Raw genomic sequence first — 20,928 nt, forward strand, 5'->3', positions numbered from 1 at the left:
GCATCGGAGCCCTCGATGGACACCTCCAACGAACACTACATTCTCAAGATCAACTGCCCGGCGGCGTCCGGCATCGTCGCCGCCATCAGCGCCTGCCTGGCCCGGCAACAGTGCTACATCAGTGAGCTTGCGCAATTCGACGACGAGTTCACCGGGCAGTTTTTCATGCGCGCGGTCTTTCGTTTCAACACCGGCGTGACCGGCGATATAGGCGCACTGCGTGAAGACCTGGGCGACCTGGCCGGCGGCTTCGACATGCAGTGGCAACTGTTCTGCTCAAGCCAGCCGACCCGGGTGCTGCTGATGGTCAGCAAGTTCGACCATTGCCTGACCGACCTGCTCTACCGCCACCGCAAGGGCGAGATGGACATGCACATCACTGCGGTGGTCTCCAATCACCTGGACCTGCGGGCCATGGCCGAACGCGAAGGCATTCGCTTCATCTATTTGCCGGTCACCAAGGACAGCAAGGCCAGTCAGGAAGTCGAGCTGATGCGCATTGTCGAGGACACCCAGACCGACCTGGTGGTGCTCGCCCGCTATATGCAGATTCTCTCCGATGGTCTGTGCCAGCAACTGTCCGGTCGGGCCATCAACATCCATCACTCGTTCCTGCCCGGTTTCAAGGGCGCCAAACCCTATCACCAGGCGTATGACCGGGGCGTGAAGCTGATCGGTGCGACCGCCCATTACGTCACCAGCGACCTCGATGAGGGGCCGATCATCGAACAGGAAGTCCAGCGCGTCGACCATACGCACCTGCCCGACTCGCTGGTTGCCATCGGCCGCGACACCGAAACCGTCGCCCTTTCCAAAGCCCTGAAATACCACCTGGAACACCGGGTGTTCATCAACCAGGACAAGACAGTGATCTTTCGCTGAAACCCTTCAGGAGGCACGCTCATGACACTACGCGTAGCAATCATCGGCGCCGGCCCGTGCGGCCTGGCTCAACTTCGCGCCTTCCAGTCAGCCCGCGACAAGGGCACCGCCATTCCCGAACTGGTGTGCTTTGAAAAGCAGCAGGATTGGGGCGGCATGTGGAACTACACCTGGCGTACCGGTCTGGACGAGAACGGCGAGCCGGTGCATGGCAGCATGTACCGTTACCTGTGGTCGAACGGCCCGAAGGAATGCCTGGAGTTCGCCGACTACACCTTCGAAGAACATTTTGGCCGCCCCATCGGCTCCTACCCGCCGCGAGAAGTGCTCTGGGATTACATCAAGGGCCGCGTCGAAAAAGCCGGGGTACGGGATTACATCCGGTTCAACAACGTGGTGCGCCAGGTCGCCTTTAACCAAGAGACTCGCCGCTTCACGGTGCTCGCCCATGACCACGGCAGCGATACCCAGACCTGCGAAGAGTTCGATTATGTGATCAACGCCTGCGGGCACTTTTCGACGCCGAAGATGCCGTACTTCCCCGGATTCGAGCAGTTCGGCGGGCGCGTCCTGCACGCCCATGATTTCCGCGATGCGCTGGAGTTCAAGGGCAAGGATCTGCTCATCGTCGGCAGCAGCTATTCTGCCGAAGACATCGGTTCCCAGTGCTACAAATATGGCGCCCGCAGCATCACCAGTTGCTACCGCACCGCGCCGATGGGCTATGACTGGCCCGCCAATTGGGAAGAAAAACCGCTGTTGCAGCGCCTGGAAAAAAACCGCGCGTACTTTATCGACGGCAGCCACAAGCACATCGATGCGGTGATCCTGTGCACCGGCTACAAACATCACTTCCCCTTCCTGCCGGACGAACTGTGCCTCAAGACCGATAACCGGCTATGGCCGATGAATCTGTACAAAGGCATTTTCTGGGAGCCCAACCCGCAACTGATCTACCTCGGCATGCAGGACCAGTGGTACTCGTTCAACATGTTCGACGCGCAAGCCTGGTACGCCCGCGATGTCATCCTGGGGCGTATTCAACTGCCCGACCAGGCCGAAATGATCGCCGACAGCCGGCAATGGCACGAACGGGAACAGACACTGGAAACCAACCAGCAAATGTTCGAATACCAGGGCGCCTACATCCAGCACCTGGTGGACGCCACCGACTACCCGAACTTCGACATCGCCGCCGTCAATGAAACCTTCCTGCACTGGAAGCACGACAAAGCGGAAAACATCATGGGTTATCGCGACAAGTCCTATCGCTCGTTGATGACCGGAACCCAGTCACCGCCGCACCACACCCCCTGGCTGCACGCACTGGACGACTCGATGGCGGCGTACCTCGCTGAGCCGCCGATGTCCGTCAAGTCAATCGGTTGACCCAGGAGCGCCACCATGAACGCACCTCGTGTTTCCCATCCGCGCGAGCCCGGACTCTTTGCCCGGGTCCCGGACCTGGAACGCTATCGAGTGGTCGCCGGCAGCCTGACCCTTGTCGCGTTGCAGCCCGGCGACAGCCTGCAAGTGATCGACCTTGAAGGCCGGCAACCCTGCCAATTGCTGGCCATGGATACGCTCGGTCGCAGCGCCCTCGCGGCCTGGGCACTGAACGGTTCGGCGGCCTGCGGGTTCATCGGCGCACGGCTCGCCGAACCGACCCTGCAAGCTCGACGAATCCACCAGGCGTTGCGCCGACGCGGCGTTGATCCGTACCAACTACCCAGTGCCGCTTCACTTTGGGACGAGGACAGCCCTGCCGACTTCAGTCGTCAGTTTGTCGCCAGCGATGAACTGTTGGTGATTGTCGCCGCGCCCGCGGGCCCCACGTCCGTCGACCGGCAGTACCGGCCCAGCGAACTGCGGTTGTGGGTGACACGGGCCAATCCCTCATCGTTGCTGCTCCCGGCATTACCCGAACCGTTGGGCGAGCTGCTCGATGAATTCACTATTCACGCCGGCACCGCCCACAGTTACACGGTCGGCAAAGGGCAGTACGTGCAGGTGCTGGACGTGGCCGGTCGCCAATGCTCGGACTTCGTCGCCCTCGATCGGCGGGCATTGGATCGCGGCCTGGAACTGGACCTGGACCAGACCGTCACCCGCACCCTGAACGGCAGCGCCTACCCGGCACCGGGATTGTTCTCGAAGTTTTTCGACCGGCAGATGCAACCGATGCTGGAGGTGGTGCGTGACACCGTCGGCCGCCACGACTCCTTCGCCCTGGCCTGCGCCGCGCGCTACTACGAGAGCCATGGCTACTTCGGGCACGACAACTGCAGCGACAACCTGAGCCGGGCCTTGGCGCCCCACGGGGTCGAGGCTCGCAGCGGTTGGCCGGCGATCAATTTGTTCTTCAACACCGGGATCGACGCCCACCAGCAGATGACGCTGGACGAGCCCTGGTCGCGGCCCGGCGATTACGTGCTGCTGCAGGCCATGACCGATCTGCTGTGTGGCAGCACCTCATGCCCGGATGACATCGACCCGGCCAACGGCTGGAACCCAACCGATATCCATGTCCGTATCTACAGCGAAAAGGAGCGTTTTTCCATCGCCATGAGCACTCGTACCACGGCCGATGCCGACCCGATCCTCACCCGTGAGTCCGCGTTCCATTCACGCACCAGCGCCTTGACCGGCAGCTTTGCCGACTACCGCAACTGGTGGCTGCCGCTGCGCTACGACGGCTATGGCGCCATCGAGGAATACCTCGGTTGCCGTGAACGCGTCGCGGTGATGGACCTGACCGCCCTGCGTAAATTCGAAATCCTCGGCCCCGACGCCGAAGCCTTGCTGCAGTACTGCCTGACCCGGGATGTGCGGCGCCTGGCGGTGGGTCAAGTGGTGTACTCGGCGATGTGCCACGAACACGGCGGCATGCTCGACGACGGCACCCTGCTGCGCCTGGGCCCGGACAATTTCCGCTGGATCTGCGGCGAGGATTACGCCGGGGTCTGGCTGCGCGAACAGGCGCAAAAGCTCGGCATGAAGGTCTGGATCAAATCCGCCAGCGAGCAGATTCACAACCTGGCCGTCCAGGGCCCGATGAGTCGTGAACTGCTCAAACAGATGGTCTGGACCCCACCGACCCAACCGAGCCTGGAAACCCTGGGCTGGTTCCGCTTCCTGGTGGGCCGCCTGGACGGTTACGACGGCTGCCCGCTGATGATCTCGCGCACCGGCTACACCGGCGAACTGGGCTACGAAGTCTGGTGCCAGCCCGAAGATGCCGAGCGGGTCTGGGATCGGATCTGGCAACTGGGCCAACCGCTGGGCCTGGTGCCGCTGGGTCTGGAAGCATTGGACATGCTGCGCATCGAAGCCGGGCTGATTTTCGCCGGCTACGAGTTCAGCGACCAGACCGATCCTTTCGAGGCGGGTATCGGCTTTTGCGTGCCGATGAACAGCAAAACCGACGATTTCATCGGCCGCGATGCGCTGTTGCGGCGCAGTGCCCACCCCGCCCAGAAGCTGGTGGGCCTGCAACTGAGTGGCAACGAAGGCGCCCACCACGGTGACCCGGTGTATCGCGGCCGGGCCCAGGTCGGGGTCATCACCAGTGCCTGCCGCTCGCCGCTGCTGGCCAGCAACATCGCGCTGTGCCGGGTCGACGTGGCCTGCGCCGACGTCGGCACGATGCTTGAGATCGGCAAAGTCGATGGCCTGCAGAAGCGCATCAGCGCCGAGGTCACCGCAGCGATTTTCTACGACCCGCAAAAGAGCCGGGTGCGCAGTTGATCGACCAGACGGACCTGGGCGCCACCCTGACTTTGACTGCCCCCACTACTCCGCTACTCAGACATGGGAATACGAAGATGGAAGCGACTACGTTCGAGACCGTACCGCAGGCCGCCAGCTCAGTTGGCAGCCTGCACCGCAAGATCGATTGGCGCGGGGCTTTCTGGGTTGCCAGTGGCGTGCCCGCGCTGGTGCTGTTTTCAATCGGCGCGATTGCCGCCACAGTGGGCAAACCGGCGTGGATCGTCTGGATCGTGTCGATCCTGTTCGGGTTTATCCAAGCCTTCACCTACGCCGAAATCGCCGGGCTGTTCCCGCACAAATCCGGCGGCGCCTCGGTCTATGGCGCGGTCGCCTGGGTGCGTTACAGCAAGCTGATCGCACCGGTTTCGGTGTGGTGCAACTGGCTGGCCTGGTCGCCGGTGCTGTCGATCGGCTCAGGGCTGGCAGCCGGATACATACTCACCGCACTGTTTCCCGCCGACGCGTTGATCAATACCTGGCAATTGACCCTGCTCGATCTGGGTTGGATCAAGAGCGGCCTGTCGTTGCGGATCAATGCGACGTTCGCCATCGGTCTGTTGATCCTGCTGACGGTGTTCGCCGTGCAGCATGGCGGCATTCTGCGCTCGGCGCGTCTGACCCTGGTGCTCGGCGTGACTTCACTGATCCCCTTGCTGCTGGTGGGTGTGGTGCCGTTGTTCACCGGCGATGCGGCCCAGGCCAATTTCCTGCCGTTGTACCCTCTGGCCCATGATGCCGCCGGACAAGTGATCGATGGGCCCTGGGATCTTTCCGGCTGGACGCTGATGGCCGGCGGTCTGTTCATGGCCGCATGGTCCACTTACGGCTTCGAAACGGCGGTGTGCTACACCCGGGAATTCAAAGACCCCAAGCGCGACACGTTCAAGGCGATTTTCTATGCGGGCCTGCTGTGCATCCTGGTGTTCACCCTGGTGCCCCTGGCGTTTCAAGGCAGCCTTGGCCTCGGTCAACTGGTCACACCGGCCGTGCTGGACGCCAGCGGCGCAGTGGTTTCGCCGGCGGTCTACAGTGGCCTGTTGTCGCCCGCGATCTACAGCGGCATGGGCGTCGGCCAGGTGATGGCGGACAGTATCGGCGGCGGCAAACTGGTCGCCAACATCGTGCTGATCATGCTGGTGCTGGCCACCCTGCTGGCAATCATGACGTCGATGTCCGGATCGTCGCGCACTTTGTACCAGGCGTCGGTGGATGGCTGGCTGCCGAAATACCTGGGCCGCACCAATGACCACGGCGCACCCACCGCGGCGATGTGGACCGACCTGTGTTTCAACCTGCTGCTGTTGCTGATGTCCGACTACGTCTTCGTGCTCGCGGCCTCCAACGTCAGCTACATCATCTTCAACTTCCTCAACCTCAACGCTGGCTGGATCCATCGTCTGGATCGTCCCGACTGGATACGCCCGTACAAAGCCCCTACCGTGCTCCTGGCAGCCGGTGGCGTGCTGAGCTTCGTCAACCTGGCCTGCATGGGGCTGGGCGCGGATATCTGGGGCGCGGGAACCCTGATGACCGGCCTGCTGCTGGCGCTGTTGATCCTGCCGGTGTTCTGCTACCGCCACTATGTGCAGGACAACGGGCACTTCCCCGAAGCCATGCTTAACGATCTCTACGTTCAGGCCGATACGGGTCAGAAACGCGCTGGCTGGTTGCCTTACCTCACGCTGATCGCAGGTGTTCTTGTGGTGTACGGCAGCCATCAGTTGGTAGTCTGAACACCCTTGCTTGCAGATCTTCGCTAATCATCGAGGCGCAACGACGCCTCGGTGATTATTTCGCCCCTCTATCATTCAAGCCAACGGTGACTCCTTTGCTCAGCACCACCCCTGCACTTGCCCGCGATATCGACGGCAAGGCCATCTCCGCCCTGGTTCTCGACGAGGTTCGAGAAGAGGTTCTGGCCCTCGCGCACCAGCACATCTACCCCGCCCTGGCTGTACTGTTGGTGGGTGAAGACCCGGCTAGCGAGGTTTACGTGCGCAACAAACTGCTGCGGGCCAAGGAAGTCGGCATTCGCTCCCTGGAGTACCGTCTGCCAGCCAATGCCAGCCAGCACCAGGTACTGGAACTGATTGCCCAACTGAACGCCGATGTCACGGTGAACGGCATCCTGGTGCAATTGCCATTGCCGGGGCATATCGACGAGGCGGCAGTCATTCATGCCATCGATCCGATCAAGGACGTGGACGGTTTTCATCGCGAGAACGTCGGCGGCCTGGTGCAAGGCATAGAAGTCCTGACACCCTGCACGCCCAGCGGCTGCATGCGTCTACTGCACGAAACCTGCGGTGATGTGAGTGGCTTGCACGCCGTGGTCGTCGGGCGTTCGAACATCGTGGGCAAGCCCATGGCGACCTTGCTGTTGCAGGCTCACTGTTCGGTCAGCGTGGTGCACTCACGCAGCGTCGATGCCCCGGCGTTGTGCCGACTGGCCGATATCGTCGTCGCAGCGGTGGGCCGTCCTGGGCTGATCGATGCCAGTTGGCTAAAACCTGGAGCCGTGGTGATCGATGTCGGGATCAATCGTGTTACTGACCAGTCCGGCAGCCATCTGGTGGGCGATGTCGACTACGCCAGCGCACGCACCGTCGCCAGCGCAATCACGCCGGTACCCGGTGGCGTCGGGCCGATGACCATTGCTTATCTGCTGAAGAACACCCTGATCGCCAGCCAGTTGCAACACGCGGCCCAGGCCCGTGGGCAGGCATCCGCCAGCCATCTGGTGGTGAGTTGAGCACAACGCGTTCGACCCGTTCGAGGGTGTAATGCTGTTTACTTAAGCCGTTCCCGGAGATTCTGATCTTCCGTTTCTAGCGTGTTTTTTGGGTGGGATTGGTGTGTATGTCCGTTGCTGCGGTAACGGCTGCTGGCGGTTCCGCTCTTACAGCGGGTCACTTTTGGAAGAGCGCCAAAAGTGACCCGCCGTAAGGGCGGAACCCTAAGTAGCCGTTACCGCAAAAACGGATATGCACACCAAACCATATAAATATCGGGCCTTCTCAGATAAAGCCAAAAACAACCGTAACGATCAGTGGTTGTAAGCACGCTCGTTGTGTTCAGCCAGGTCCAGCCCCATCTCCTCCACCGACTCATCGGCGCGCAAGCCGATCACCGCGTTGATCACCTTGAGAATGACCCAACTGACGACAAAGCAGTAAACCGTCGTCAGCAGTACGCCTTTGATTTGCGCCACGACCTGGGCCCCCATGGTCACGCCTTCGACCAATCCCCCCACCGACGGCACACAGAACACCCCGGTCAACACCGCGCCAATCATCCCGCCAATGCCGTGCAAGCCGAACACGTCGAGGCTGTCGTCATAACCGAAGCGACGCTTGAGCACGGTGACGCTCAAGTAGCAGAACACCCCGCACAACAAACCGATGGCCAACGCACCGCCGACACCGACATAGGCACACGCCGGGGTGATGCCGACCAGACCCGCCAAGGCGCCACTGGCCAGGCCCAGAGCGCTAGGTTTGCCAACCTTGAACCACTCGGTGAACATCCAGCCAAGAATGCCCGCGCAGGCCCCCAATTGGGTGTTGAGCATGACGATGCCCGAAGTGCCGTTGAGGCCACCGCCGGAACCGATGTTGAAGCCGAACCAACCCACCCAGAGCATCGCCGCACCGGCCATGGTCAGGCTCAGGTTGTGGGCTGGCATCGGCGTGTTCTGATAGCCCTTGCGCTTGCCAAGGATCAGGCACGCGGCCAGAGCGGCGACGCCGGCATTGATGTGCACGGCGGTGCCACCGGCGAAATCGAGTACCCCCCAGTTATGCATCAAAGCGCCCGCGCCACCCCAGACCATATGCGCCACCGGGGCGTACACCAGGGTGAACCACAACGCCATGAACCACAGCGCCGCCGAAAACTTCATGCGTTCGGCGAACGCACCGGCAATCAGCGCCGGGGTGATGATCGCGAAGGTCATCTGGAAGGTCACGAACACGCCCTCCGGAATATCCCCCACCAGACTCTCCGGGGTCATGCCCGCCAGAAAGGCCCGGCTCAAACCGCCGACGAAACTGTTGAACGTCACCTGCCCCTCAATCATGCCGGTGCTGTCGACCACCATGCTGTAGCCATAGATCACCCACAGTACGCCGACCAGGCCGGCGATGCCGAAGCACTGGGTGAACAGCGAAAGCATGTTTTTTGCCCGGACCAGGCCACCGTAAAACAATGCCAGACCCGGTAGACACATGAACAGCACCAGCACCGCGGCAGTGACCATCCAGGCGGTGCTGCCGGTATTCAAGGCGGGTGCATCGGCGGCCTGGACCATTGGCGCAAATGCACCGGTCGCCAATAAGCCAAGAAGGGATTTGCCGAGAAGACGATTGACCATGTTCAAAGCTCCTGCAAAGAAAGGTGGGTGTCGGGCAGCGAGCAAAGTGAGTATGTACGGGCCTCTTGGTGGGTCCCTTGTCTGATCGTTCCCACGCTCCTGCGTGGGAATGCAGCCCGTGACGCTCTGCGTCACAAAAGCGGGACGCAGAGCGTCCCAAGAGGCATTCCCACGCAGAGCGTGGGAACGATCGTCATCAGCCCCGTTTCAATAACCGGTACCAGAGCCTGGAACCCAGTTGGTCCCCGCCAACGGCACCCGGGCCATGGCCGCTGACTCCACCGTCAGCGCTACCAAATCCTCGGGGTCGAGGTTGTGCAGGTGCGACTTGCCGCAAGCCCGGGCCATGGTCTGGGCTTCCAGCACCAGGACACGCAGGTAGTTGGCCAAGCGGCGACCGCCTTCCACCGGGTCCAGTCGTTTGGACAATTCCGGGTCCTGCGTGGTGATCCCGGCCGGGTCGCGACCGTTCTGCCAGTCATCGTAGAAACCTGCGGCCGAACCGATTTTCTTCAGTTCCTCGTCCAGGCGCGGGTGATTGTCGCCCAGCGCAATCAGCGCAGCGGTGCCGATGGCCACCGCATCCGCGCCCAGTGCCATGGCCTTGGCGACGTCGGCACCGTTGCGAATCCCTCCTGAAACGATCAGCTGAACCTTGCGATGCATGCCCATTTCCTGCAAAGCCTGTACCGCTTGCGGGATGGCCGACAAAATCGGAATTCCCACGTGTTCGATAAAGACCTCCTGGGTCGCCGCCGTCCCGCCCTGCATGCCATCGAGCACGATCACATCCGCCCCGGCCTTCACGGCCAACTTGACGTCGTAGTACGGCCGGCTGGCGCCGATTTTCACGTAGATCGGTTTTTCCCAATCAGTGATTTCGCGCAGCTCGGCAATCTTGATTGCCAGGTCATCCGGGCCGGTCCAGTCGGGGTGACGGCAGGCACTGCGCTGATCGACGCCAATCGGCAAGGTGCGCATGCCGGCAACACGTTCGGTGACTTTCATCCCCAGCAACATACCGCCGCCACCGGGTTTGGCGCCCTGCCCCAGGACGATTTCGATCGCGTCAGCCTTGCGCAGGTCGTCCGGGTTCATGCCGTAGCGCGACGGCAAGTACTGATAGACCAAATGCTGCGACTGCCCGCGCTCCTCCGGGGTCATGCCACCGTCACCGGTGGTGGTGCTGGTGCCGGCGATGGTCGCGCCACGGCCCAGGGCCTCCTTGGCATTGGCCGACAACGCACCAAAACTCATGCCGGCAATGGTCACCGGAATCTTCAAGTGGATCGGCTTCTTGGCAAAGCGGTTGCCGAGGATCACATCGGTGCCGCACTTCTCCCGATAGCCTTCCAACGGGTAACGCGAAACGCTGGCGCCAAGCAGCAGCAAGTCATCGAAGTGCGGCAGTTTGCGCTTGGTGCCACCGCCGCGAATATCGTAGATGCCGGTCTCGGCGGCACGCTGGATTTCCTGGATGGTCAGGCGGTCGAAGGTGGCTGACTCGCGCAGTACCGGAGCCGCTTTTTCGCTGATTGGATCGCTCATATCTGTTCTCCTCGCGCGGATCAGTACGCGGACGCGTTATCGACTTTGAAGTTGTACAACTGACGGGCCGAACCGTAGCGTTTGAAGTCAGCCGCCTTGTGCGCGAAACCGGCACGGTTCAACAGGTCCTGGAGCTCTTGGAGGTGCTCGGCACGCATCTCTTTCTCGATGCAATCCGAACCCAGGGACTCCACAGTGCCCTTCACGTAGATGTGGGTCTCGTACAAGGAATCGCCCAGCGCATCGCCGGCATCGCCGCAGACCACCAGACGCCCGGCCTGGCCCATGAAGCAGCTCATGTGGCCGATACTGCCACCCACGACAATGTCGATGCCCTTCATGGATATGCCGCAACGCGCGCCGGCATCCCCTTCAATCACCAGCAGCCCGCCATGGGCCGTGGCACCAGCTGCCTGGGAGGCGCTGCCTTTGACGCGGACGTAGCCGGACATCATGTTCTCGGCGCAACCGACACCGACGTTGCCGTGGACGGTGATCGAGGCCTTCTGATTCATACCCGCGCAGTAGTAACCGGCGTGTCCCTGGATATCGATGGACAGCGCTTCGTTCACCCCGACCGCGAGGTTGTGCTTGCCATCCGAATGAGTCACCACCCACTCACGGTGTTCAACGTTGTCGACCTGGTCGTGCAACGTCTGATTGAGTTCACGCACAGTGGCAGTGGAAAGATCGATGGTTTTCATGTGTGCGCCCCTTAAGCTGACTCGCGTTCCCAGATGTACATAGTGGCCGGTGCCGGCTCCCAGACCTTGGCGTGCTCGATGCCCGGCAGGCTCGACAGGGCCTGATACTCGGAGGCCATGGCGACGTAATCGTCGGTCTCGGCGAGGATCGCCGGCTTACAGGCAATCGGGTCGCGAATCACGGCAAAACCGTTGCGGGTGCCGATGGCGAAGGTGAAGAAACCGTCCAGATCCTCCAGCGAGTGATCCAGCGCTTCTTTCAATGAGTCACCCTGCTGCAGGCGCCAGGTCAGGTAGCCGGCGGCCACTTCGGTATCGTTGTCGGTCTCGAAGTGAATGCCTTCGCGCTTGAGTTCCTGACGCAGGCGGAAGTGGTTGGACAGCGAGCCGTTGTGCACCAGGCACAGGTCGGCACCGGTGGAGAACGGGTGGCTGCCTTCCATGGTCACCGCGCTTTCAGTGGCCATGCGGGTGTGGCCGATAATGTGGCTGCCCTTCATACCGGCCAGGCCGAAGCGTTGGGAAATCTCCTGGGGCAAGCCCATGCCCTTGAGGATTTCGATGCTCTGGCCGGCGCTCATGATGCGCACGCTCGGCGCCAGTTCAGCGAGGGCCAGACGTACCGGCGCCTCTTGGGCATTGACTTTGAGCACGGCAGCGCTGGCGTTCTGGAACCAGTCCAGCGAGCAGCCAAGACGCCCTTCCAGCTCGCCCATCAGGGCTTTCCAGTCGAAACCATCGGTGGTCGCCTGCAGGGTCAGCTTGACCCAGCCGTCTGCCACTTCATCGCCGTAAATGGCGAAGCCGGCACTGTCCGGACCACGATCGGTCATGGCCTGCAACATCGGTTCAAACAGCTTGCCGAGCTGGGATTCCAGCTGCGGATTCTTCAGGTAAAGACCTACGATCCCACACATATCAAGTCTCCTTCGAAGGCACTGAACACTCGACGCCGTGTCGGGTGCCCGAATGGTTGGCAAAACACTGAGTCAGAAAAATTCGGTGTAGCGCTGGATCTCCCAGTCGGAGACGTGGCGGCTGTATTCCACCCACTCCATGCGCTTGAGCTTGATGAACTCGCCTACGATCTGCGGGCCCAGCACCTCGGCGAACAACGGGTCGGCTTCCAGGGCGTCACAGGCTTCCTTGAGCGATTGCGGCAGGGTCTTGATACCTCGCGCGGCGATCTGTTCCAGGCTCAGGCTGTAGAGGTTCTCATTGCAGACGTGGTCGATTTCCAACTGGCGATCGATGCCATCCAGGCCGGCGGCGATGATCGCGGCGCTGACCAGGTAGGGATTGCAACCCGCGTCCGGCAGGCGCAATTCCAGGCGCCCGTAAGGCACCCGCACCATGGCCGAGCGGTTGTTGGCGCCGAAGGCAATAAAGGCCGGCGCCCAGGTCGCACCGGACAACGAGTTACCGACCACCAGACGCTTGTAGGAGTTGACCGTCGGCGCGGCGAAGGCACACAGCGCCGGGCCGTGGGCAAGCAGGCCCGCGGCGAAGTGATAGGCCATTTTCGACAGACCCATCCCGCTGGGATCACTGGCGTCATGGAACAGGTTCTTGTTCTCGGCGCTGCTGATCGACAGGTGAAAATGCATGCCGTTGCCGGCCCGTTTCGGGTCGGGCTTGGGCATGAACGAGCAGATCATGCCCAGGTCATTGGCGATTTCGCCGGCAGCCATGCGGAAAAACGTGAAGCGATCCGCCGAGGTCATGGCGTCGCTGTAGGTGTAGTTGATCTCGAACTGGCCGTTGGCGTCCTCGTGGTCGATTTGATAGACCTCGAAATCCACTGCCTGCAAGGCTTCGGTCAGCCGCTCAAGGAAAACGCGGGAGCGCGACAGGCCTTTGTAGTCGTAGCAAGGCTTGTCCAGGTTGTCGCTGGGGTCCACCAGTTGCAGTTTGCCCTGTGCGTCGCGGCGCATCAGGTTGAACTCGGGCTCCAGGCCGGTGTTGAGCGTCCAGCCCTTTTCTGCCAGGCGCTGCACTTGTTGCTGCAACACATAACGGCTGTCATACGGATGCGGCTTGCCGTCGACATGACCGATGCACACCACTCGCCCGTAACCCGGCTGCCAGGGCACCGGGGTCAGGGTGGACAAATCACCGCGGGCCATGAAGTCCGGTCCGTGGGGCTCCATGCCCATGCCACTGATCGCGAATCCGGCAAAACCCGCTCCCTCTTCAGCCACGGCCTTGAGCCCACAGATAGGCACGGACTTGGTTTTGGCCGCCCCATGGATATCCACAAACTGCGCAAGCACGTACTTGATTCCATGCTTGTCGATGATGCGCTGGGTTTCTGCTGGCAACATTGCTCGTCACTCCTCGCGAAAGGGCAAAACATTGTGGATGGGCTTTGACTGACTTTTTATTCCTAAAAAGAAAGTTAGTTTCCCAATAGGAATGCAAGGCCCTTGCCAGTTCCGCGAGTAAAGCGCCAACGCTCCCAGAAAAGCGCTTTTGTGCTGTATATATGGGAAAAATCTTTTCCCCGTGGGAATATCGCTCGACAGACGCGAGCCGAACGCCGCCATTTGCACTTTCTCAGTGCGAAACTAATATTACTGAACGGAAAGTGTGCAGGATTTGATGACTATGCCGACCGAAACCGCCCCGCGCCTCAAGCTTGAGCAATACCTGGGCTTGCAGATCAAGCGCCAGCGCCAGGCTCAGGATCTGAAATTGTCTGACGTGGCCAAGATTGCCGATATCAGCCAAGGCATGTTGAGCAAGATCGAAAACGCCCAGGTGTCCACCAGCCTCGATACCCTGAGCCGTCTGTGCGACGTGCTCGGCCTGCCATTGTCCAAGTTGTTCAGCGAATACGACCAACAAGACGGCAGTGCGCTTCTGGTCAAGGCTGACCAGGGCATGGAAGTGGTGCGTCGTGGTACCGAGAAAGGCCATACATACCATCTGCTCAACCACACCCGCGGGCCGAAGAAGAGTTTCGAGGCCTATATGGTCAGCATGGACGACGCGAGTGAGGAGTTTCCGACCTTCTCTCACCCCGGCACTGAATTCCTTCACCTGTTGGAAGGTGAACTGATCTATCGTCACGGCAATCAGCTTTACCGCATGGAAGCCGGCGACAGCCTGACGTTCGAAGGCGAAATCCCCCACGGCCCCGAGCAATTGGTGCAGGTGCCTATCCGTCTTTTGTCGATCATGAACTACGGCAACGACAAAGAGTAACGCCTCCCTTCCCCTGCCTTGCCCCGCCCTGAGGCCGACCCAGCATCGGCCTCACGTATTTTCCTGCCAGTTAAAAAACTTTCTTAAAAGCTCTGGACGCGGCGCGGCCATTCCCCTATAAATCCACAACCAGGAATAATTTATTCCCAACAAGAAAACACGCTCATGGATGAGCCTGCTGTCCGTTGATGATTTTTTTCGCTATGCGATGAGCTGCCGCCATCATCCCGAGGACGTGTCATGCAACACGAAAAAAACCATTTCATCATCAAGATCACCTGTCCCGCGGTGTCCGGCATCGTCGCAGCCGTCACCACCTATCTGGCGGACAACCGTTGCTACATCGGGGAGATGGCGCAATTCGACGACGACTTCAGCGGTCGTTTTTTCATGCGTGCGGTGTTTCGCTTCAACGACGGCCACCCCGGCGACCTGCAACAGATCAAGGACGGTTTCGCCGACATCGCCCAAGCCTTCGACATGACCTGGGAATTGCATGACACCCGCGAGCCGATGCGCGTGTTGCTGATGGTCAGCAAGTTCGACCACTGCCTGACCGACCTGCTCTACCGCTACCACAAAGGCGAGATGGACATGACCATCACCGCCATTGTCTCCAACCACCTCGACCTGCGCCCCATGGCCGAACGCGAAGGCATTCGCTTCATTTACCTGCCAGTGACCAAGGAGACCAAGGCCCGGCAGGAAGCCGAACTGATGAAGATCGTCGACGACACCGGCACCGAGCTCGTGGTGTTGGCGCGCTACATGCAGATCCTCTCCGATGACCTGTGCAAGCAACTCTCGGGTCGGGCGATCAACATTCACCATTCGTTCTTGCCCGGTTTCAAAGGCGCCAAACCCTATCACCAGGCCTACCAGCGTGGCGTGAAACTGATTGGCGCCACCGCTCATTATGTCACCAGCGACCTCGATGAGGGACCGATCATTGAGCAGGAAGTGCAGCGCGTCGACCACGTCTACCTGCCCGACGATCTCGTGGCCACCGGCCGTGACACCGAAACCGTGGCCCTGTCCAAGGCGGTCAAATACCACCTGGAGCACCGGGTTTTCCTCAATCAGGACAGAACGGTGATCTTCCGGTGAACTCGCACAAACTGATCGACGGTAAAGCCACCGCCGCCCGCGTGCTGCTGCAGGTCCGCGAGGACGTCGAGCGTCTGCGCGAGCAAGCCATTCAACCGGCGCTGGCAGTGATCCTGGTCGGCAGCGACCCGGCCAGCCAGGTTTATGTGCGCAACAAGATCCTGCGCGCCGAAGAGGTGGGTATCCGCTCGCTGGAACATCGGCTGCCTGCGGACACCAGCACTGAACAGTTACTCATTCTGATCGCCCGATTGAATGCCGATCGCTCGATCCACGGCATTCTTCTGCAACTGCCGCTGCCTGCCCATATCGATGAATTACGGGCACTGGAGGCTATCGCGCCGGACAAGGACGTCGACGGATTCCACAGTCAGAACGTCGGCGGCCTCAGCCAGGGTCGCACGGTACTCGCGCCTTGCACCCCCAGTGGTTGTCTGTATTTGCTGGAACAAACCTGCGGTGATCTGCGCGGCAAGCACGCGGTGGTGATCGGCCGCTCGAACATTGTCGGTAAACCCATGGCAGCGTTGCTGCTCAAGGCCGATTGCTCGGTGACCGTCCTGCATTCGCGCAGCCCGGATCCCCAGGCGCTGTGCCGGCAGGCCGATATCGTTATCGCCGCCGTGGGTCGTCCACGGTTGATCGACGCCAGTTGGCTCAAGCCTGGCGCCGTGGTGATCGACGTCGGCATCAACCGCATCGAAGACGATGGCCGCAGCCGTCTGGTGGGCGACGTCGACTTCGATAGCGCCCTGAGGCACGTCGCGGCGATCACCCCGGTACCCGGGGGTGTCGGCCCGATGACCATTGCCTTCCTGATGAAAAACACCGTTACCGCAGCCCTTGCACAACACCGGGCCCTACGCAGCCAATCGGAGGCCTTATGCCATTCAATCTATTGAAATACGGGCTGAGTTCGCAGTACCCGGTGGAAGTGGATTTGCCGCCACCGCGCGAACTCAAATCGAGCTATGACGTGGTGATCATCGGGGCCGGTGGCCACGGCCTGGCCATCGCTTATTACCTGGCCAAGTACCATGGCATCACCAACGTCGCGGTGTTGGAGAAGTCCTACCTGGGCGGCGGCAATACCGCGCGCAACACAGCGGTGATCCGCTCCAACTACCTGACCAGCGAAGGCGTGCGCTTTTATGCCGAATCGGTGCGGATGTTCCAGTCGCTGTCCAACGAATTCGATTTCAACATCATGTACTCCGAGCGCGGCCAACTGACCCTGGCCCACACCGATGCCACGGTGCGTTCGTTCCGTCAGCGCGCCGAGGTCAACAAGCACTTTGGCGGCCGCAGCGAGATGATCGACCGCCAGCAGATCCGCGAACTGGTGCCCAGCCTCAACCTCGATCCCGGCCACTTGCCGGTACTCGCCGGCCTGTGGCACATCGACGGCGCCACCGCCCGCCACGACGCGGTGGCCTGGGGTTACGCCAAACAAGCCGCCAAGCGCGGTGTGGAAATCCACCAGCTCACCGAAGTCCAGGACCTGATCATCGAGAACGGCACCCTCACCGCGGTCAAGACCAACCGTGGCACCATCAAGTGCGGTTGCGCGGTGCAGGCGATTGCCGGGCACAGCTCGTTGCTGATGGCCAAGGCCGGGATTCGCTCGCCGATCCAGACCTTCCCGCTGCAAGCGATGGTCACGCAGCCGTTCAAACCGTTTCTCGATCCACTGGTGAGCTCCTCTGCCTTGCACTGCTATGTGCAGCAAACGAGTCGTGGCGAGGTAGTGTTTGGCGGCGGCTCCGACCCCTATCCGCTGTTCAATACCCGCTCCACGCTCGATTTGAAGGAGAGCCTGCTGGCCCATGCCATCGAGATGTTCCCGTTCCTGGCCAACGCCAAGCTGATGCGCCAATGGGCCGGGATCACCGACATGACCCCGGACTACAGCCCCATCATGGGCCTGTCGCCGGTGAACAATTACTACCTCGACGCGGGCTGGGGCACCTGGGGCTTCAAGGCCACGCCGATCTGCGGCAAGACCATGGCCGAGTTGGTCGCCAGCGGCGGCAAGGTGCCGGAGCTGATCAAACCGTTCGGCCTCGAACGCTTCTCGACCTTCCAGCAAGTCAACGAAATGGGCGCCACGGCGGCCAGCCACTGACGCAGAGCAGACTATGAAAATCATGAATTGCCCGCTCAACGGGCCGCGCAATATCAGCGAGTTCACCTATGGCGGTGAATTCAAACCCATGCCCGACCCTGTCACCTGCAGCGACGGCGAATGGGCGGCCTACGTGTTCAACACCGACAACCTCGCCGGCGTGGTGCGCGAATGGTGGATGCACACCCCCTCCAGCTACTGGTTTCTCGCGGAGCGGCATACCGTCACCGACGAAATCCTGCGCACCTTCGATCCCAAGGAGCTCTTCAGCACCCGTGTCGAATTCAACGCCGCCGCCAAGGAGATCGCAGGATGAATCGCCTACCCGCCCCCATGGGCTTGCTGATCGACCGTGATCAACCGCTGGATTTCAGTTTCGACGGGCAGCATTACCAAGGCTTGCAAGGCGACAGCATCGCCAGCGCCTTGGTGGCCAACGGGCGCTTCCTGATCTCCCGCTCGTTCAAATACCATCGCCCACGCGGCCCGCTGACCATGGCCGGCCAAGACGCCAACAGCCTGGTGCAACTGCCCCAGGAACCCAATGTGCTGGCCGATGCCTATGCGCTGGCCGCGGGTTTGCAGGTGACGGCGCAGAACGTCAACGGCTCGCTGGATAACGACCGCGACGCCTACCTGGGCAAGTTCTCCAAATTCATGCCGGTGGGTTTCTACTACCGCTCGTTCTACAAGCCCAAGGGCATGTGGAAAGTCTGGGAGCCGCTCATTCGCAAGAAAGCCGGCCTCGGTGTGCTCGACCTGCAGTTCCAGCCTGAATACTACGACAAGGCCTACCTGTTTACCGACGTCGCCGTCATCGGCGCCGGACCCGCCGGGCTGCACGCCGCCCTGACCGCCGCCAACGCCGGAGCCAAGGTGTTGCTCATCGAGCAACAGCCTATTCTCGGCGGCTCGCTCACCTATGCTCGCTTCGACATCGACGGCAACAAGGCTGAAAACCTGCGCCGCGAACTGCTCGCGGCGGTCGAGCAGCACGCCAATATCCAGATCCTCACCGAAGCCACGTGCAATGCCTGGTTCACCGATAACTACCTGCCGGTGATCCAGGGCAAACGCCTGTACAAGGTCCGCGCCCGCCAATGCCTGGTGTGCAGCGGCGCGTTCGATCAACCCGTGATCTTTCGCAACAACGACCTGCCGGGCGTGATGCTGACCAGCGCCGCGCAAAGGCTGATGAAGCTGTATGCGGTCAAACCGGGTAACCGCGCCGTGGTGCTGACGGGCAACGACGATGGCTACCTCGCTGCGCTTGATCTGCATGACCAGGGCGTGGAGGTCGTCGCCGTAGTGGACCTGCGCCAAGGACCTGCGGACGAAGCCCTGCTGCGCGCACTGGCGCAACGCAAGATCTACCATCAGGGCAACAGCACCGTCTATGAAGCCCAGCACGAGAAAGGCATGCGCCATATCAACGGCGTCGACGTGCGCCAGATCACCGCACAAGGCCAGGTCGCCGAGAGCGGGCAACGTCTGGCGTGCGATTTACTGTGCATGTCCGCCGGTTACATGCCGGTCTATCAACTGCTGTGCCAGGCCGGCGGCAAACTGGCCTACGATGATCAACGGGCCGAGTTCACGCTCAGCGGCCTGCCAAGGAATCTGAATGTCGCCGGCTCGGTCAACGGCCGGCACCATCTGGATAATGTGATTGCCGATGGCGTGAATGCCGGTGCCGAAGCCGCCCTCGCGCTGGGTCTGATCGCCAGCAGCCAACGCGCGCCATTGCGCGGCGAGGCTCGGGTCAACTTCAATTGGCCCATCTTCCCGCACCCCAAAGGCAAGGACTTCGTCGACTTCGACGAGGACCTGCAAGTGGCCGACATCGTCAACGCCACCCGCGTCGGCTATCGCGATGTACAACTGGTCAAGCGCTACTCCACTGTCGGCATGGGGCCGTCTCAGGGGCGTCACTCGGCGCTACCGACCGCACGGCTGGTGGCATGGGCCACGCAACGCAATATCAGCGAAACCGGTGTGACCACCGCGCGGCCGCCGTTTGTGGCCGAAAAGCTGGCGCATGTCGCCGGTCGTGCATTCGATCCCTACCGACAAACACCGATGCATGCCCGTCACCTGCAAGCCGGGGCGAAGATGATGCCCGCCGGCATCTGGCAACGCCCGGCCTACTACGGTGATACCAAGGATCGCGAGGCCTGCATGCAGGCCGAAGCCCTGCATGTGCGCAACAAGGTCGGCATCATCGACGTCTCGACATTGGGCGGCCTGGATGTACGAGGCCCGGACGCCGCCGAGCTGCTCAACCGCATGTACACCTTTGCCTTCCTCAAGCAGCCGGTGGGCCGCTCTCGCTATGCGCTGATGACCAACGAGCACGGCGTGGTCATCGACGATGGCGTCTGCGCGCGGTTTGCCGAGAACCATTTCTACGTCACCGCCACCACCAGCGGCGTCGACCGGATTTATCAGCAAATGCTCAAGTGGAATGCGCAATGGCGCCTCGACGTGGATGTCGCCAACGTCACCGCGGCCATTTGCGCGGTCAACGTCGCCGGGCCCGACTCGCGCAAAGTACTGGAGCAGGTTTGCACCGACCTGGATCTGAGCGCCGAAGCGTTTCCTTATCTGGGGGTGCGCCAGGGCACCGTGGCCGGGATCAAGGCCCGTTTGCTGCGAGTGGGTTTTGTCGGCGAACTGGGCTATGAAATCCATGTGCCGGCGCGCCACGGGCTCACGCTTTGGGACGCACTGATGGAGGCCGGCAAGGCCCACGGCATCCGCCCCTTCGGCGTCGAAACCCAACGCCTGCTGCGCCTGGAAAAAGGCCACGTGATCATCAGTCAGGACACCGACGGCATGACCCATCCGGCGGAAATCGACATGGGCTGGGCGGTCAACCGCAGCAAGCCGTTCTTTGTTGGCCGGCGCTCGGTGGACATCCTCCAAGCCCAGCCGCTAAAACGCAAACTGGTGGGCTTCAGCCTACCGAAGAACAGCCCGCAACCGCTTGAAGGGCATCTGGTGCTCAACGGACCGGACATCAGCGGCAATGTCACGTCCTGCGAATATTCCGCAAGCCTTGGCAAGATCATCGGCCTGGCCTACGCCGGCATCGACCAAAGCACCCCGGGGCAACGCATCCCGATCCGGGTCGAAGGGGGCATCGTCGTCCAGGCCGAGGTGGTGCAGTTGCCCTTCTTTGATCCCGACAACCAACGCCAGGAGCTTTGAGC

16 protein-coding genes are annotated in these 20,928 nt (G+C 61.4%); 11 read left to right on the top strand and 5 right to left on the bottom strand.

What is annotated here, in order from left to right; genetic code table 11:
- Positions 1 to 15 precede the first annotated feature (15 nt).
- The 5 genes from purU (SGN16_RS17385) (at position 16) to folD (SGN16_RS17405) (ending at position 7,405) form a co-directional block, all read left to right on the top strand.
- On the top strand, positions 16 to 882 hold the full coding sequence (gene purU / locus SGN16_RS17385; RefSeq protein WP_210639237.1) for a formyltetrahydrofolate deformylase: 867 nt from the start codon (positions 16 to 18) through the stop codon (positions 880 to 882).
- Positions 883 to 903: 21 nt separating this feature from the next.
- Positions 904 to 2,271 carry an NAD(P)/FAD-dependent oxidoreductase gene (locus SGN16_RS17390; protein WP_335945701.1) on the top strand — a complete coding sequence of 456 codons (1,368 nt, stop codon included), beginning with the start codon at positions 904 to 906 and terminating at the stop codon, positions 2,269 to 2,271.
- 15 nt (positions 2,272 to 2,286) lie between these two features.
- Positions 2,287 to 4,629 carry a DUF1989 domain-containing protein gene (locus SGN16_RS17395; protein ID WP_335945702.1) on the top strand — a complete coding sequence of 781 codons (2,343 nt, stop codon included), beginning with the start codon at positions 2,287 to 2,289 and terminating at the stop codon, positions 4,627 to 4,629.
- A 77-nt stretch (positions 4,630 to 4,706) separates the two neighbouring features.
- Complete coding sequence (locus SGN16_RS17400; protein WP_335945703.1) at positions 4,707 to 6,386, top strand: APC family permease; 1,680 nt, start codon at positions 4,707 to 4,709, stop codon at positions 6,384 to 6,386.
- A 95-nt stretch (positions 6,387 to 6,481) separates the two neighbouring features.
- The gene (gene folD / locus SGN16_RS17405; protein WP_335945704.1) at positions 6,482 to 7,405 is read left to right on the top strand and encodes a bifunctional methylenetetrahydrofolate dehydrogenase/methenyltetrahydrofolate cyclohydrolase FolD; all 924 of its coding nucleotides are present in this window, start codon (positions 6,482 to 6,484) and stop codon (positions 7,403 to 7,405) included.
- Positions 7,406 to 7,699: 294 nt separating this feature from the next.
- Here folD (SGN16_RS17405) and SGN16_RS17410 read toward each other — a convergent pair whose 3' ends face one another.
- The 5 genes from SGN16_RS17410 to glnT form a co-directional block, all read right to left on the bottom strand.
- A complete protein-coding gene (locus SGN16_RS17410; protein ID WP_210639242.1) occupies positions 7,700 to 9,025 on the bottom strand; it encodes an ammonium transporter in 1,326 nt (441 codons plus the stop codon).
- A 207-nt stretch (positions 9,026 to 9,232) separates the two neighbouring features.
- A complete protein-coding gene (locus SGN16_RS17415; protein ID WP_210639243.1) occupies positions 9,233 to 10,573 on the bottom strand; it encodes an FMN-binding glutamate synthase family protein in 1,341 nt (446 codons plus the stop codon).
- A 20-nt stretch (positions 10,574 to 10,593) separates the two neighbouring features.
- Positions 10,594 to 11,277, bottom strand: a complete 684-nt coding sequence (locus SGN16_RS17420; protein ID WP_210639244.1) for a protein glxC — start codon at positions 11,275 to 11,277, stop codon at positions 10,594 to 10,596.
- An 11-nt stretch (positions 11,278 to 11,288) separates the two neighbouring features.
- Positions 11,289 to 12,194: a glutamine amidotransferase family protein gene (locus SGN16_RS17425; RefSeq protein WP_210639245.1), complete on the bottom strand. Its 906-nt coding sequence runs from the start codon at positions 12,192 to 12,194 to the stop codon at positions 11,289 to 11,291.
- Positions 12,195 to 12,266: 72 nt separating this feature from the next.
- Positions 12,267 to 13,601, bottom strand: coding sequence for a type III glutamate--ammonia ligase (glnT, locus tag SGN16_RS17430; RefSeq protein ID WP_210639246.1), 1,335 nt, complete (start codon positions 13,599 to 13,601; stop codon positions 12,267 to 12,269).
- Positions 13,602 to 13,884: 283 nt separating this feature from the next.
- Between glnT and SGN16_RS17435 the strand changes: the two genes are divergently transcribed.
- From SGN16_RS17435 to SGN16_RS17460, 6 genes are all read left to right on the top strand, one after another.
- A complete protein-coding gene (locus SGN16_RS17435; protein WP_162893819.1) occupies positions 13,885 to 14,484 on the top strand; it encodes a helix-turn-helix domain-containing protein in 600 nt (199 codons plus the stop codon).
- Between the two features lie 240 nt (positions 14,485 to 14,724).
- Positions 14,725 to 15,591, top strand: coding sequence for a formyltetrahydrofolate deformylase (purU, locus tag SGN16_RS17440; protein ID WP_210639247.1), 867 nt, complete (start codon positions 14,725 to 14,727; stop codon positions 15,589 to 15,591).
- Entirely contained in the window at positions 15,588 to 16,493 is a 906-nt protein-coding gene (folD, locus tag SGN16_RS17445) for a bifunctional methylenetetrahydrofolate dehydrogenase/methenyltetrahydrofolate cyclohydrolase FolD (RefSeq protein WP_335945705.1), read from the top strand. Before purU (SGN16_RS17440) ends, folD (SGN16_RS17445) begins: the two co-directional genes overlap by 4 nt.
- Positions 16,475 to 17,716, top strand: a complete 1,242-nt coding sequence (locus SGN16_RS17450; RefSeq protein WP_210639249.1) for an FAD-dependent oxidoreductase — start codon at positions 16,475 to 16,477, stop codon at positions 17,714 to 17,716. Before folD (SGN16_RS17445) ends, SGN16_RS17450 begins: the two co-directional genes overlap by 19 nt.
- A 13-nt stretch (positions 17,717 to 17,729) precedes the next feature.
- On the top strand, positions 17,730 to 18,032 hold the full coding sequence (locus SGN16_RS17455; RefSeq protein ID WP_335945706.1) for a sarcosine oxidase subunit delta: 303 nt from the start codon (positions 17,730 to 17,732) through the stop codon (positions 18,030 to 18,032).
- Positions 18,029 to 20,926, top strand: coding sequence for a 2Fe-2S iron-sulfur cluster-binding protein (locus tag SGN16_RS17460; RefSeq protein WP_335945707.1), 2,898 nt, complete (start codon positions 18,029 to 18,031; stop codon positions 20,924 to 20,926). The genes SGN16_RS17455 and SGN16_RS17460 overlap by 4 nt, the downstream gene beginning before the upstream one ends.
- The last annotated feature ends 2 nt before the right edge of the window (positions 20,927 to 20,928 follow it).

Origin of the sequence: Pseudomonas sp. G166 (genome assembly GCF_037027455.2) — a bacterium.
In the GTDB taxonomy this organism is placed as follows: Bacteria; Pseudomonadota; Gammaproteobacteria; order Pseudomonadales; family Pseudomonadaceae; genus Aquipseudomonas.